Below are 14,811 nucleotides of genomic sequence, written 5' to 3'. Positions count from 1 at the left end.
TTGCTATGTATTATTTGTCACGGTTTTATATACGATCTTCTCTCGGCATACTCCACACATAATGGGCATACTTTGATTGTCTGATTATACTCATTTTTGTAAGTTCTCATATCATTGGTTTGACGTTTACAAAAATAACATACCTTTTTCGATGGTTTCCTTTTTTGATTTTTATTGCGGTTAAATAATTTTGTCAAAATACCCATACAAACTACCAACCTTTCCAAATCATTATCTACTAAACAACTATGAAACTGGATGATCTTGACAACCAGCTGAAAAAATAAAATGGATTTAGGAATATTTTATCATATTTTCCAACTCAGAATATCTCCTTTTACAAAAAACAGCCCGGATGTTCCAGACACCCGAGCGTTTAAAATGAAACCATATTTCATTCCCCTACATCGTTTCCACATCACGGAAATTTGTCGACTCCTCGATTTCCGTGCCTTTCTGAAACTCCACCAATCTCGCAAAGGCGCGCCAGTAATGGTAGACGAGACGGTCAATCCACAGAAGCGCCTGAACGTTGGACATGGCCACTTCCAATTTTGTTTCTCTTACCGCCGTTCGCTCATAATATTTTCTTCTGCGCACTCGTCTTTCTTCTGCAATTTTGTGGGCGGTTTTCTCCAACTCTTGCTCCATTTCCAACAACTTTTCTTCGCTGTCAAAACTTTGATTGATTTGTTCTAACGTTTTATGCCACCATTTCATCAATTTCTCGTGATGAAAAACTCCTTCTACCTTTTGTTGTTCTCGCAATACGCGAATTAATCGGCTGATATGGTCCAACACATGCAATATGGCAACATGTTGATTACGAAGTTTCGTTGAATCCGATTGCAAATCATTGAGGAATTTGCGGAGTAACACAATGGCTTCCTCTACTTCCTGCACTTTTTTTTCGTAGCTAGCCGTTCCCTTTTTCGCTTCAATTAATTCTAACATTGCATCCGTTAAATGTTTCATCATTTGCAATAATGTTTGATAAGCAACTTCTAAGGCAGCGGATGGAATGGATACCAATTGATCGTCGAGATTTCGAGTCAACGCATTCGCCTTTTCTGGCAACATTTTCGTTAAGAGCTTTGAAAACTGCTTTGTAAATGGAACGAAAATGATGGCCCCAAATACACTAAACAGCGTATGGAATAATGCAAGCCCCACGGTTTCATCAAAGCTACCGGTAAACGCAACAGTCAAAACCTCAACAAATTGTAAAATGTAGCGAATGAAAATGGTCACAATGAAAGCGGTCACAACATTAAACATCAAATGGGTTGCCGCTGTGCGTTTTGCTGCGATGGATGATCCAATCGAAGCCACAATAGCTGTTGCAGTCGTTCCGATATTTTGACCAACGACTAAAAAAGCAGCCTGTTCAAAATCAATCGCTCCAGCAAATAATGCAGTAAGCGTCGTTGCCATCGCTGCACTAGATGCTTGCATAATAATGGTCATAATAATGCCAATTCCAATTAATAACAAAATGGACAGAAAGGATTCAGTATCCAATGACTCAAAGCGAATCCAATGTTGGGCCGTTTCCATCCCTTTTTGGAGCAAATCGATTCCTAGAAATAGAAGGCCGAAACCGGTCAACACGCCTCCATATTTCTTGATGTCGCTTGGAGCCACATATTGTACAAATACCCCTAAACCAATCATCGGCAATGACATGGCTTGCAGGCTGATCTTAAACCCTAAAAGGGAAATAATCCACCCTGTACTTGTACTTCCAATATTGGCGCCAATGATAATACCAATCGACTGAAAAAAAGAAATAAGTCCTGCACTGACAAAACCAACTGTTAAAATCGTTGTTGCGGTTGAAGATTGAACGAGCACAGTCATAAAAAATCCTGTTAATAAGGATGTAAACGTTCCTTTTGTGAAAGTATGTAACCATTTTCTCAACGTTTCGCCCGCAATCTCTTTCAACCCGTTTGTCAACATCGACATTCCTAATAAAAAAATGCCGATTCCACCTATTGCATTAATCATCAAGCCACCTCCTTCACTAGAAAGGGCAATTCACTGGAATATTATTATTTTACAAAAAAAACAAAATTGCGTTCCTAGAAGAACGCAAAATTAGACGAAAGAATCAATAAAAATTCGACCATCTGATATGGGCAAGACGCAGTATTCATTTTGAAATTATATTTCACAAAATATTATTTCTATTCTGCATCAATGACAAATTGTTTCATTGACTCTCTCGAATCTTCCTCTTTTAAATAAATCACTAGTTCTTGGCGATATTCATTTCCCTCTAAATAGTGGTCAAGGGTATGAAAATCATATTTATAACTGCCAAAAGGAAACGTTACATATTCTCCCTTCACCGCTGCAAGTAAACCTGCAACATCGTGGGAGACCATTTGTAATAATTCTTGACCTGTAGATGTTAATACAAATATTACATTCATCTTCTTTCACCTTTTCATGAAAAAACGTTGCCTTTTAAGCAACGTTTTCTTAGTCTATTTATGTAAGCATATTTTACCATATGTATTAAGCATTGAACACTGTTGTGTCTTCTTTCCGCTTTGCAATTTTTCCCCAAGGAGTTCCGAGTTTTAATAATACCCAGCGATCTAAACCATACCAACCTGCTACTTTCCAAGCTAACATTAAGAGAATGCTGAGTAATAATAGACGTGGATTTGAACTTAACGTGCCAGCAAATAAGAAGGCAATATTCATCATCGATCCGAAAAAGGCTGCAATGGCTGTGAACAATCCTATTATTAATCCAATCCCAACAAGCACTTCCCCAAACGCAACTAAATAGCTAAAGATTGTCGCATTCGGCAAACAAATATGTTCTAAAAAGGCTGCATACCATCCCATTACATCATTCGTCGTGGATGCTTTTTCGATGGCACCTTGTAAATATCCGCTGACTGCCGCTCCCGCATTCTTACCAGTCCAAGCATCATCAAATACTTTATGAATTCCTGATTGGAGCCAAATCCATCCTACATAAATGCGGACAACTAGCCAAATGGCCGCGGAACGAGTGTCATTAAATAAAAATTGAGTCACTGGATTTTCCGGATAGAAAATCAATTCCTTTTTTTCCATTGTTTCACTCCTTTCACCACTTATTATATAGTGTTTTATTACTCCGAACTATCTTTTTTTTCTATATACAAATACTTTTTATAATGAAAATTCATGAATTTGAAAAAATTATAAATAATCGAGTAGGAGGGAGCGATTAACTCCCGTCCTCTCACACCACCGTACGTACGGTTCCGTATACGGCGGTTCAATTAAGATAATTGACGCAAGTTTTCATAACTTCCGTGAATAGCTGTTCTCTTTATGCCAGTGGTCACTCCACCCTCCAAGAGGTCTCCCACGGGATTCACCGCTTCCTTCCTCAAGTGAGGTACTACGTTTTCTGTGTTCATCATGACTCACTGAATGCCAAGGGCTATTCTCTCTTAATTGTTCGGTCCTTCTTAGTAGTTCTAAACCAACTAATACTATGACCTCTGCTGACTTCTGACGGTTCAGCTACTTATCACTAAGTAGGTTATGAAGCGTACTTCACATATCCGCCAGACCTCCCCGGGTAAGTACATGCACTTTCACACCATCTATCCGCCTCATTTACTCGATATGACCTTCGACAGAAAGAGCTTTGTTTTGTTTTGCAAACTCACTCAATCATACCTAGCCTTATATGAGGTTCGTGTTCCTCGGACCGGTGTTTTGCCTCCAGCTTCCTTCAGATTCCGCGTCACCACGGACACCCTTTCGTTGAGCTAACCTCTACTTCTGTCTTCGGGGTTCGGGACTTACACCCTATAGTTCATGTACATGCCGGGCGCACCAAAAAAAGATGCAACAGGTTGTCTGCTGCATCTTCATTATATTAAATCGTTACAGGTGCAAAAAACTCCTCATACAATGCGCGTAAGCATTGGTCTTCATATGGCTGCAATACACCAAATACGAGGCTAACTTCTGATGACCCTTGATTAATCATCTCGATATTTGCTCCAGTTCTAGAAATAGCTGAAGCTGCACGGGCTGCTAATCCTGTATTATTGCGCATACCTTCGCCTACAATGACAATCATGGAAAATCCGTGACGGAAATAAACATCATCTGCGTGAAGTTCTTCTTTCACTCGTTTGACAATGCGTTCTTCTTTTTCAGGATTTAATTGGTTGGAACGAATGATAATTGAAATATCATCCACTCCAGATGGCGTATGATCGTAAGAAATGTTTTCTTCCTCAATGATTTGCAATAGTTTTCTGCCAAATCCAATTTCTCGATTCATTAAATATTTAGAGACGTACAAAGTCGAGAAACCGTGATCTGCCGCTATCCCAATGACCGGTCGACCATTAGGCTTGCGGGATGGAACAATGCGCGTACCAGGAGCAGAAGGATTATTTGTGTTTTTAATATTCACAGGAATCCCTAGTTTGAATACAGGAATTAAAGCTTCATCATGGAATACTGAAAATCCTGCATATGAAAGCTCCCTCATTTCACGGAATGTAATTTCTTCAATACCGATAGGATCGTTTACCACTTTCGGATTTGCAGAAAAAACGCAATCAACATCTGTGAAGTTTTCATACAACTCTGCTTTGACAGCCGCCGCTAAGATGGAACCTGTAATATCGGAACCACCGCGATCAAATGTACGTAATACACCATCTTTTGTATATCCGAAAAATCCAGGGAAGACAATGATTTCCTCACTCTTGCCAAGATTTTTTAAGTTTTCATAAGCCTCTGGTAAGGCAACTGTTCTTTCAGGAGGGTCGTTTACAATTAACCCATCTTTTGGGCTAACATATTTCGCCTTCATGCCAATAGAATTGAAATATGCCGCAACTAATTTCGCGTTATTGTCTTCTCCACTTGCTTTTAAATTATCAATGAATAACTCTTTTTCTAATTTTAATGCAATGCGTTCGCGTAAATCTTTCTCTATTACTTCGCAAATGTTTCCGTCTAAACCTAAACCTTGGGCAATTTCAATATATCGATTTAACACATTTTGCAGCTTCTCTTCAACTTGATCATTCCGAAGAGCTGATTCTGCTAAATCGATTAACAAATCCGTCACTTTCATATCATCACCAAAGCGTTTCCCTGGAGCAGATACCGTCACGATTCTTCTTTTTGGATTAGCCTTCACAATATTTGCCACTTTTTTAATTTGTTCTGCACTTGCAACAGAAGTACCACCAAATTTACATACTATCATTTTTTTCATCAAATCCTTACTATCCAGAATTGTATTTTCCATAAAAACATTTGACTTTCCTCAGTGTACAAATTTTATAAAAAATCGTCAAGACCAATTAAATAAAAAGATAAAATATTTGCAAAATTTAATCCGATTATATTAATTCGTCCTAGTATATGTAGAAATTCACTACAAAACTGCATAGTTGCCTAACATAAAAAACTTCAATTTTTTTTAAAAGAAAACCGTGCACACCTATTCGGTAAAAATAGATGCACACGATTTTACTATATATCATGTGTCAGTATCGATTATCAATACTTAATATTTAGTAGTTTTATTATATACTATCTTCTTGATTTTTCTAGTCTAAATTTATTGTTGATTCATAGATTTTTATAACTTTTTATCATTAAAAAATCGAAATGACAGAAACTAGAATAATAATCATGACCATAAGTACTAATTGAACATACATCCAACATTTTATATGAAAATCGTCCATAGTAGAATGTATTTTTTGAGAAATAATTGTGACGAACCCGACAAGTACGATTTTAAGTAAAAGCAACAGCCCTAACGGCTTTAACAATAAATCCAATGGCGAATCATATTTATACGCTAACAAACTACCGGAAATAACTAACATCACAATGCAAACAAAAGCATATTCAATGAAAATGGCAATGAAGTTTTTTACCATTGTTTTATATTTAGAATAGAAAAAAATAACAATGGCAAGACCTGTAAACCAAATCGCAGCCGCAATCAAATGAAGGATTTCAAATAGTGCTAAAATAAGTGAGCGAAAATCTGCTGGATATTCGATTTTACAACCTATAAGTATCAGTACAAACAATAAATCGAACCATCGATTTTTATACAAAAACAATAACCCTAATACTGAGATCATAAGCGAAAGATACCAACCATACTGAATTGATGATTGATTTAGCAAGGAAGGAATGAATCCATCCGTTAATATATTCATTTCCATTAAAATAAGTGAAATCAATGCGAGAAAATGAAAGCATTGAAAAACAAATCCCCATTGCAAATATGTTTTTCGTACATAGAAGGAATAATTCTGTATAATTCTCCACCAAATCACCGATCCGACAAGTAACAAAAAACCAATGGTATAAAGGGATTGGATGGCAATCAAAATTAGTTGGGACTTTTCAGTAGGATTGTGCCATTCATGATGCTCTAAAAGAGTGATGGGCGAGAAATTTCTAGTAAAATGCATGAATTCGTAGAGGGGATTAGGGAATGCATTATTCACAGATTGAGTAGTACTCTCAATATAAGAAAGATTTTGAGGAAGGAAATTAGTGTCCGATGTTTGATTCATAAGCATTTTGAATGATGGATTATGCTCTACATGCGATAATGCTTGCCACTCATCATCCAATGCCACTGGCCAAAAAGCATAGAATCCATAGACTAAAATGGCAACAATCATCAATGGAACAAAGCGTTTCCTTATGATGATGAAAATCCTTTCCTCTTTTTATTATCATATTCAGATACACTTCAAATGGATTATTCCATCAAATATATCCTTACTTTCCTCGCTCTACGTTGTTGGAAAATTCCATCTTCCAACTGAAATATTCTTCTTCAGGATTTTTTTCATAACGCAACATTGCATCAAACTTATTCCCTTTTTTGCTTGTGAGACCTTTCACTAACACATTCCCATCTCTCAACAACTGCTTCACCATCGTTTTCGTCGGTTTCTTTTTCATGGAAGCCAGGAATTTATCATTTTTCCAAATGACAAATTTACATCCATTTTTCCAATTGCTGCAACCAAATCCTTTTTGCCCTTCAATGACCGCATGACCACAAACTGGGCATTTCCCTAACACTTCAAAGGTTTTCTTCTTTTTCTCCACTTCATTTAAAATCACATCTTCATCTTGTTGAATTGTATGTACAGCTTTTTTCGTAAAGTCAAAAATAAATTGTAAAAATCGTTCCCGCTGAAATTTTTGTTTTTCAATATCCGATAACGTTTTTTCTAATCGGCCTGTAAACTCTAAATCAAACAATTCTTTGATTGGAAATGTTTCAACAATTCGCTTCCCTAGCTCTGTGCAAATTAGATATTTATTTTTCGTTGTAATGTACCCAATTGATTTCAACTTTTTGATTGTTTCTGCTCTTGTTGCCGGCGTGCCGATGCTAAAACCGCTTAAAATGGTCGCCATCATTTCATCGCTTTCTTCCAGCTCTTCTCCCTTCCCTTTTCCGCACGTTTCCATCACCTTCAATAACGTTTTTTCCGTATGATGTTTCGGCGGCTTAGTAACATGAGAGGTCAGTTCATGGTCCTTGATTGTCACTAGCTCATGAAGGGTTACATTTGGAAGAATCATATCTTTTGACTCAATTTGTTCTACTTTTCTCCACCCTTCTACAATTTGAACTCTGCCTTTTGAAATAAACTCTCCTTTGATTTCGTTCACTTTCGTTATGATTTTAGTTTCTTCATGTTCAGCCACAGGCATAAATTGCATTAGAAAACGATTTTTAATCGCTTCATAAACGATTTTCTCATCATTCGGTAAACGGGCAGGCTTCACATACGTCGGGATAATGGCGCTATGGCTTTCGACCTTTGAGTTGTCAAATACACGTTTCTTTTTAGCAAAAACGATTTCATCTTCATAAGGTAAGCCTTTTTTTACAATTTGAAGAACCTTCATTGCTTTATCCACTAAACTTTCTTCCAATACGACGCTAGCTGTACGTGGATAGGTAATATATTTCTTTTCATAAAGGGATTGGGCAACTTTCAGCACTTTATCGGAAGTCCAACCTTTATATTTGCTCGTAATATACCCTTGCAAGTTTGTCAAATTGAATAAGTAAGGAGGATATTCTCTCTTTTTCTCTACGGTCTTTTCGATAATTTGTGCTTGATGATTCGCTAATGCTTTTTGAATGTTTTCTAATTCATCTCTATTCTTAAACTTTTCCTCTCCATTTACGTGATACGTTCCTTTATACACTTCCCCATTTTGGGTTTGAAAGGACGCTTCGAGTTTGAAATAATCTTCAGGTTTGAATTGTTCGATTTCTTTATCTCGATCATAAATTATTTTTAATGTAGGTAATAAAACTCTTCCGATGTTTAAAGCACTACCTGATCCTTTCTGATATTTTAACGTTGCAACAGACGTTAAATTAATGCCAATCACCCAATCCGCCCATTGCCGACTAATTCCTGCATCCAACAGCGGTCTCATTTCCGTATTTGGTTTTAATTGTTTAAGTCCTTTCAACACTTCTTCCTTCGTCCATTCATTTTGCAACATTCGATACACGGGCTTATTCGTTTTCAAATTATATATAATTGTATCGCCAATCAGTTGCCCTTCCCGATCATAGTCGCAGGCAGAAATAATCATTTCCACGTCAGGGCGGTTCATTAACTGTTGGATAATTTCCAGCTGCTTTTTTGCCCCAAAGTCTTCTTTCTCTTTATTTTTAGGATCTGTTTTCACTTTGTATTGAAATTTTTGTGGGATGAAAGGAAAGTACTCCATTCTCCATTTCGTCATTTTTGGATCATAATCTTTCGCATCATACAATTCAAGAAGGTGTCCGAAAGCCCACGTAATAATGTATCCGTTCCCTTCAAAATATCCTTCTTTTTTTGTTTTTATGTTTAACGCATCTGCAATATTTTTCGCAACGGATGGTTTTTCTGTTAATATTAATTTCATTTTTTACAATCACCTTGTGTTGACTAGTTTTATTTATAACTCAACTTTCGCACACAGATATTGTCAGACATCTCTTGATGTAATTGGGTAAAGACGCAATCCATTCTTGTACTTTACTTTTAAATAATTCCATGTTCAAACAAACATTAGCTTCTGCTAATGTTTGGAAGATCGCTAATAATTGATTCAATGCACTCTCTAGATTCATATCTTTTACATCTTCACATAATAGAAAAAAGAGATTTCCAATCGTTTTAGGATCGTTGTTTTGTCTACGCTCCCACTCTAAGAGTATAAAGCGAGTAAACACAATCGTTGTATGACTAATCAACAGATCATACGAACGACCTTGAAATTCTTTTGCTAGGTTAAGCAATGATTTGGTACACTTGAAAAATGTTTCGATGTCCCAGCGCATCCCGTAAATACGCACAATTTCTTCATCTGAAAGTGTGGTATCTGTACTCAAAATGGCTAACCATTCACTCTTTTTATTGCGGTTACGCACGAATACAATCTTGACTTGTCGTCCTTTTGCAAGATGAACATGGATCGAACCGAGTAGGTCTTTCTTTTCCATGGTACGCTTTGCTTTTTTAAAGAGTTCATCCAGAGTATGGGCTTCACCATCTATGAAATAACGTTGTTTTAGCTGCTTGACCATACCAATGACAAATAAACCTTTATCCGTGATTTTTTCAATCAAAGGCTCATGCGTAAACCAAGTATCCATTAACACATAATCAGCTGTAATTCCTGCATTTAAGGCATGATCCAATAAAGCAGAGACAACGCTTGGCTTATCTTGTTGTGCTTCAAGACGACGCTTGTAGCCGGAAGTGCGTTTATCAATGGATTCATCGACCCCGTTAAGTTGATTTTCCTTTTTCGCTGAACTCAATAAAGCAAAGTCTACAGGTAGAAAAGAATATCCATCAGACCAACCAAGAGTAAGCAACTGAAACCCCTTATAGAATCGTTTCTCTGTATGATCAAATACTCGTGAAAGAAGTTCAACAGACTTGCTTCGGTTGCGTGAAAAGAGTGAATCATCAACAATAAACACCTTCACTCTGTTGTTTGATGTAAGCTTTTTTATACGTCCAGTAAGATCTTGACATAAGGAAAGTAAAAAAGTTCGCCAAGCATAAGTAGATGAATTTAGAAAACGGTAGATCGTATCTTTTTTAGGTAAGTCCACGGCTTTCTTACTTTGAAGTGCTTGAAACCAATTTTTATATTGGAAAACAAGCAAAAAAATAAGACGGAAAATAGATAAGCATGAATAACCAAATCCCTTAGTAATTCTCGCTTTTCTCAAATGTTTGCCTATATTTAATTCAGAAAATCTTCGTTCAAGTTCTTTTGGTAGTTGTGCAAAAGTATCTTTTTTCGTTATCATAATGGTGACACCTTCTTTGGTATTTGGTTTGTTCACCATAATTTTACCAAAAGATAGGTGTCTTTTTCTTTTAAAAAAATAAAATCAATAAAAAACAAGAGAAATAATGAAAGACGATATAAAACAGTCATATCAAGAGTTGCAATAAGATATTACTCTGCGAAAGTTGAGTTTATAATTATAATGTTATTTTCTTTGATTAGAATGTATTGGGATAACCAGAAATTTTATAGAAAAAAGTATTTGATATTGATATAATGTCACTACAAAGGTAAGGGGAGTTTATTGCCATGCAAAATGTTTCAAAACGAACGATTTTATGGATTGTACCTATACTCATCCTTTTTATTTTTTGGTATATGTATAAACCAACGGATGGTGCTGAATATATATCTTATATTAAAACACAAATTTTTGGTAGCAGCCCTTCGTTAAGCTATGAAGAGGCTTTAAACAAAACTTGCGAAAATGAAGAATGGATTTATTTTAAAACGAACAATCGCCAACATGTTGTAGAGTTTAAAGGAGTTTGTCCTGTTGATGGACAAGAAAAGGCGGATATCAACTTGCAATTTATTGTGGAGAAAGATTTATCAGACTTTAAAGTTGGAGCAATGTTATTGAAAGGCGAGCAACAAACTCCTGAAAAGCGGGATGCGTTTTTAAATGAAGTTCTATCAAGTCAATGATTCATCAGAGCGAATGAAGTAAATTCGCTCTGTTTTTTTATTTTAGGGATATTGACTAATGGCTCACCTTAGCATTTGCTGGTAATTTTCATCGATTGGCTATTCTCTTCCTAATTTTGGATTATATTGAGTTTGCTGATGCCTTTTTCATCCATTGACTATTATCTTCTTGATTTTGACTATTATCGTATCGGGCGAGGCACCCTTTTTCTTCCGTTGGCTATTATCTTGCCGAGTTTGACTATTATCCTTGCATGGTTGACTATTATCTTCATCATTTTGACTATTATCGTATTGGACGAGGCATCTTTTTCTTCCGTTGGCTATTATCTTGCCGAGTTTGACTATTATCCTTGCATGGTTGACTATTATCTTCTTGATTTTGACTATTATCGTATCGGGCGAGGCAACTTTTTCTTCCGTTGGCTATTATCTTGCCGAGTTTGACTATTATCCTTGCATGGTTGACTATTATCTTCATCATTTTGACTATTATCGTATTGGACGAGGCATCTTTTTCTTCCGTTGGCTATTATCTTGCCGAGTTTGACTATTATCCTTGCATGGTTGACTATTATCTTCATCATTTTGACTATTATCGTATTGGACGAGGCATCTTTTTCTTCCGTTGGCTATTATCTTGCCGACTATTATCGTATCGGGCGAGGCACCTTTTTCTTCCGTTGGCTATTATCTTGCCGAGTTTGACTATTATCCTTGCATGGTTGACTATTATCTTCTTGATTTTGACTATTATCGTATTGGACGAGGCATCTTTTTCTTCCGTTGGCTATTATCTTGCCGAGTTTGACTATTATCCTTGCATGGTTGGCTATTATCTTCTTGATTTTGACTATTATCGTATCGGGCGAGGCACCTTTTTCTTCCGTTGGCTATTATCTTGCCGAGTTTGACTATTATCCTTGCATGGTTGGCTATTATCTCCACGATTTTGGCTATTATCGAACATTGCAGATTTCGATTACACTTCATCATGTTGTAACTCAAAAAATAAAAGGCAAAGAGCACCTCAATAGTACCCTTCGCCAAAAAAAGTAGCATTATTTTCTTCCAGCAATTCCCGGATGTGTCATTTCATATGGATTTAAGATTTCATTTAACTGTTCTTCTGTTAATACGCCATACTTAATGCAAAGTTCACGGATGGATTCCCCTGTAAGATATGCTTCACGTGCTAATTTTGCAGCTGTTTCATAGCCTACATGTGGGTTAATTGCAGTGATGATTCCAATGCTTTTCTCAACATATTCTTTCATGCGTTCTTCATTTGCCTTAATGCCTTTTAAGCAGTTTTCTGTAAAGGATTTAAAGACATTTGTCATAATCGAAATCGATTGAATTAAATTGAAGAATAACACAGGTTCCATCACATTTAATTCAAATTGGCCTGCTTCAGATGCAGATGTAATTGTTAAATCATTACCGAACACTTGGAATGCCACTTGGTTCATCACTTCTGGCATAACAGGATTCACTTTACCAGGCATGATAGAAGATCCAGGTTGTCGAGCAGGAAGAACGATTTCTGATAAGCCTGCGCGTGGTCCAGATGCCATTAAGCGTAAATCATTGGCAATTTTAGACATGTTGATCATGCAAACTTTTAATGCAGAAGAAACTTCTGTATAGCAGTCTGTATTTTGAGTTGCGTCCACTAAATGTTGTGCACTTCTTAATGGATGTCCGCTGAATTTCGCTAAATGCTCTGTTACGATTCTTATATATTCAGGATCTGCATTTAAGCCAGTGCCGACTGCTGTTGCACCCATGTTGATGTCGTATAAATTGTTTCTCGTATTGGCAATACGTTCAATATCGCGGGCAATTACACGAGCGTATGCTTCAAACTCTTGTCCTAATAAAATAGGAACAGCGTCTTGCAAGTGCGTTCTTCCCATTTTAATAACGCCAGCGAATTCATCTGCTTTTTTCATGAATTCTTGTTGCATGTATTTTGTAGTTTCAATTAATTGATTTAATAAACTTAACACAGCAATATGCGTTGCAGTAGGGAAAGCATCGTTTGTTGATTGAGACATATTTACATGGGAGTTTGGACTAATTTTTGAATAGTTTCCTTTTTCCTCTCCCATTAATTCCAATGCGCGGTTAGCAATCACTTCATTTGCATTCATATTAATGGAAGTTCCTGCCCCGCCTTGAATTGGGTCAACAATAAATTGATCATTCCATTTTCCTTCAATCACTTCGTCAGCAGCTTTTACGATATATTGCCCAACTTCTTTATCGAGTAAGCCAACTTCCATGTTTGCTAATGCGGCTGATTTTTTTACAATCCCTAGTGATTTAATTAATTCTGGATGAATACGATAACCTGTAATTGGAAAATTTTCCGTTGCCCGAATTGTTTGTACGCCATAATAAGCGTCTTTCGGAATCTCCTTTTCTCCTAAAAAGTCTTTCTCAATACGAACATCGGTATTCATAATAAAAACAATCTCCTTTTCTTTCTATCGAAGCTCTAAGCAAACGTTTACATTGTCGAACTTGTATTAGAGTTTCTTTATTAAATCCTACACTATTCTATCATAGAAAAATATAAAAAGAGCCCTGTTTCCTAATAATATTTTGTAATAGTATTGCCAAATTCACATAAATGTTATTTAATAGATTCTATATTGTTTTATTTCAGAGTTTTCGGAAAATTATAGGATATTAATATAGTTTTGAGGGAAGTCAAATGAATGTATCTGCTATGATTAAACTGTCAGTTAGTATGGCCATTTTTGGTTCCATCGGTTTATTTACAGTGAATACAGGGATTCCTGCTGTAGAGCTCGTATTTGTTCGTTGTATCTGTGCAACTTTATTTTTAGGTGGACTATGGTTGTTAACCGGAGGACATAAGACAGAAGTTTGGGATCGTAAAGAAGTATTACAAACTCTATTTTGCGGAATATTCCTCGTATTGAATTGGGTGTTTTTATTTAAGGCATTTGAAGAAATGTCCATTTCCGTAGCCATTTCTATTTATAACTTAGCACCCATTTTCGTTGTGATGTTAGGTGCGGTATTATTGAAAGAACACATTACGATTGGGAATATTCTTGCCATTATCATCTGTTTTGTTGGCTCTGTTTTTATTGTTGGAATGGAACATTTACATTCCATTGAAGCTTTTATGAATTCTGGATTTATATGGGCCATGTTATCCGCCATTTGCTATGCGTTGACGATGTTTTTAAGTAAGACGCTAAAAGGATTATCACCTTATGCAACGACATTTGTACAAACAGCTTTGGGCATACTCATTTTGTTGCCAATGTGCGATTTTACGGTGTTTCATGGTTTAACAAGCACAAACATAATGTTTATAGTGGGAACAGGTATTATTCATACTGGATTTGTTTACTATTTATTCTTTGACAGTATTCGTAAATTGCCGACAATCATTGTTTCTGTTTTAACTTTCCTAGATCCAGTTGTAGCGATTTTACTCGATATGGTGATTCTTGATTTTAGACCAAGCCTCTTGCAGACTCTTGGTATTTTGTTTATTTTTGGCGGAATCTCATATACGGTATTAAAGCCCAGAAAATATACACAGGAGAAGTTAGCGTAATAAAAAATTTCTTCTTTCTTTTTATTGACGATTAAGTTTCGCTTTGATGATATGAAACATTCCCTGTTTATCGAATATTAAATTCACTAACTTGAAAAGTATTTTGGAAATATCAAAACACATAAATAAAAGGCTGCCTGGAAAGT

13 protein-coding genes are annotated in these 14,811 nt (G+C 36.2%); 4 read left to right on the top strand and 9 right to left on the bottom strand.

Annotation, left to right across the window (positions count from 1 at the left end):
• Positions 1 to 402: 402 nt before the first annotated feature.
• From UtA1_RS09910 to UtA1_RS09875, 8 genes are all read right to left on the bottom strand, one after another.
• On the bottom strand, positions 403 to 2,010 hold the full coding sequence (locus UtA1_RS09910) for a Na/Pi cotransporter family protein (RefSeq protein WP_096550889.1): 1,608 nt from the start codon (positions 2,008 to 2,010) through the stop codon (positions 403 to 405).
• 179 nt (positions 2,011 to 2,189) lie between these two features.
• Positions 2,190 to 2,438, bottom strand: a complete 249-nt coding sequence (locus tag UtA1_RS09905; protein ID WP_016839130.1) for a hypothetical protein — start codon at positions 2,436 to 2,438, stop codon at positions 2,190 to 2,192.
• An 85-nt stretch (positions 2,439 to 2,523) separates the two neighbouring features.
• Positions 2,524 to 3,096 carry a DoxX family protein gene (locus tag UtA1_RS09900; RefSeq protein ID WP_096550888.1) on the bottom strand — a complete coding sequence of 191 codons (573 nt, stop codon included), beginning with the start codon at positions 3,094 to 3,096 and terminating at the stop codon, positions 2,524 to 2,526.
• A gap of 191 nt (positions 3,097 to 3,287) precedes the next feature.
• Complete coding sequence (locus UtA1_RS17165; RefSeq protein ID WP_172597784.1) at positions 3,288 to 3,431, bottom strand: hypothetical protein; 144 nt, start codon at positions 3,429 to 3,431, stop codon at positions 3,288 to 3,290.
• A gap of 464 nt (positions 3,432 to 3,895) precedes the next feature.
• On the bottom strand, positions 3,896 to 5,251 hold the full coding sequence (locus tag UtA1_RS09890) for an aspartate kinase (RefSeq protein WP_096552476.1): 1,356 nt from the start codon (positions 5,249 to 5,251) through the stop codon (positions 3,896 to 3,898).
• Between the two features lie 394 nt (positions 5,252 to 5,645).
• On the bottom strand, positions 5,646 to 6,701 hold the full coding sequence (locus UtA1_RS09885; RefSeq protein ID WP_145986158.1) for a hypothetical protein: 1,056 nt from the start codon (positions 6,699 to 6,701) through the stop codon (positions 5,646 to 5,648).
• Positions 6,702 to 6,798: 97 nt separating this feature from the next.
• Positions 6,799 to 8,970 (bottom strand): type IA DNA topoisomerase, encoded by a 2,172-nt coding sequence (locus tag UtA1_RS09880; protein ID WP_096550885.1) that lies wholly within the window; start codon positions 8,968 to 8,970, stop codon positions 6,799 to 6,801.
• Between the two features lie 40 nt (positions 8,971 to 9,010).
• Positions 9,011 to 10,372, bottom strand: a complete 1,362-nt coding sequence (locus tag UtA1_RS09875) for an IS4 family transposase (protein WP_096550514.1) — start codon at positions 10,370 to 10,372, stop codon at positions 9,011 to 9,013.
• 290 nt (positions 10,373 to 10,662) lie between these two features.
• Between UtA1_RS09875 and UtA1_RS09870 the strand changes: the two genes are divergently transcribed.
• The 3 genes from UtA1_RS09870 (at position 10,663) to UtA1_RS09860 (ending at position 11,975) form a co-directional block, all read left to right on the top strand.
• Positions 10,663 to 11,061 carry a glucosamine 6-phosphate synthetase gene (locus UtA1_RS09870; RefSeq protein WP_096550884.1) on the top strand — a complete coding sequence of 133 codons (399 nt, stop codon included), beginning with the start codon at positions 10,663 to 10,665 and terminating at the stop codon, positions 11,059 to 11,061.
• 132 nt (positions 11,062 to 11,193) lie between these two features.
• The gene (locus tag UtA1_RS09865) at positions 11,194 to 11,508 is read left to right on the top strand and encodes a hypothetical protein (protein WP_145986157.1); all 315 of its coding nucleotides are present in this window, start codon (positions 11,194 to 11,196) and stop codon (positions 11,506 to 11,508) included.
• Entirely contained in the window at positions 11,496 to 11,975 is a 480-nt protein-coding gene (locus UtA1_RS09860; RefSeq protein ID WP_126434479.1) for a hypothetical protein, read from the top strand. The genes UtA1_RS09865 and UtA1_RS09860 overlap by 13 nt, the downstream gene beginning before the upstream one ends.
• Before the next feature lie 147 nt (positions 11,976 to 12,122).
• Here UtA1_RS09860 and aspA read toward each other — a convergent pair whose 3' ends face one another.
• Positions 12,123 to 13,529, bottom strand: a complete 1,407-nt coding sequence (aspA, locus tag UtA1_RS09855; protein WP_096550882.1) for an aspartate ammonia-lyase — start codon at positions 13,527 to 13,529, stop codon at positions 12,123 to 12,125.
• A 254-nt stretch (positions 13,530 to 13,783) separates the two neighbouring features.
• On the opposite strand from aspA, the gene UtA1_RS09850 reads away from it, so the two are divergent.
• Positions 13,784 to 14,665 (top strand): DMT family transporter, encoded by an 882-nt coding sequence (locus tag UtA1_RS09850; protein ID WP_096550881.1) that lies wholly within the window; start codon positions 13,784 to 13,786, stop codon positions 14,663 to 14,665.
• The last annotated feature ends 146 nt before the right edge of the window (positions 14,666 to 14,811 follow it).

It is taken from the genome of Ureibacillus thermosphaericus, assembly GCF_002370195.2.
Taxonomy (GTDB): Bacteria; Bacillota; Bacilli; order Bacillales_A; family Planococcaceae; genus Ureibacillus; species Ureibacillus thermosphaericus.
Note: the sequence above shows the minus strand (reverse complement) of the source record. Positions and strands in the feature narration are given on the sequence as shown.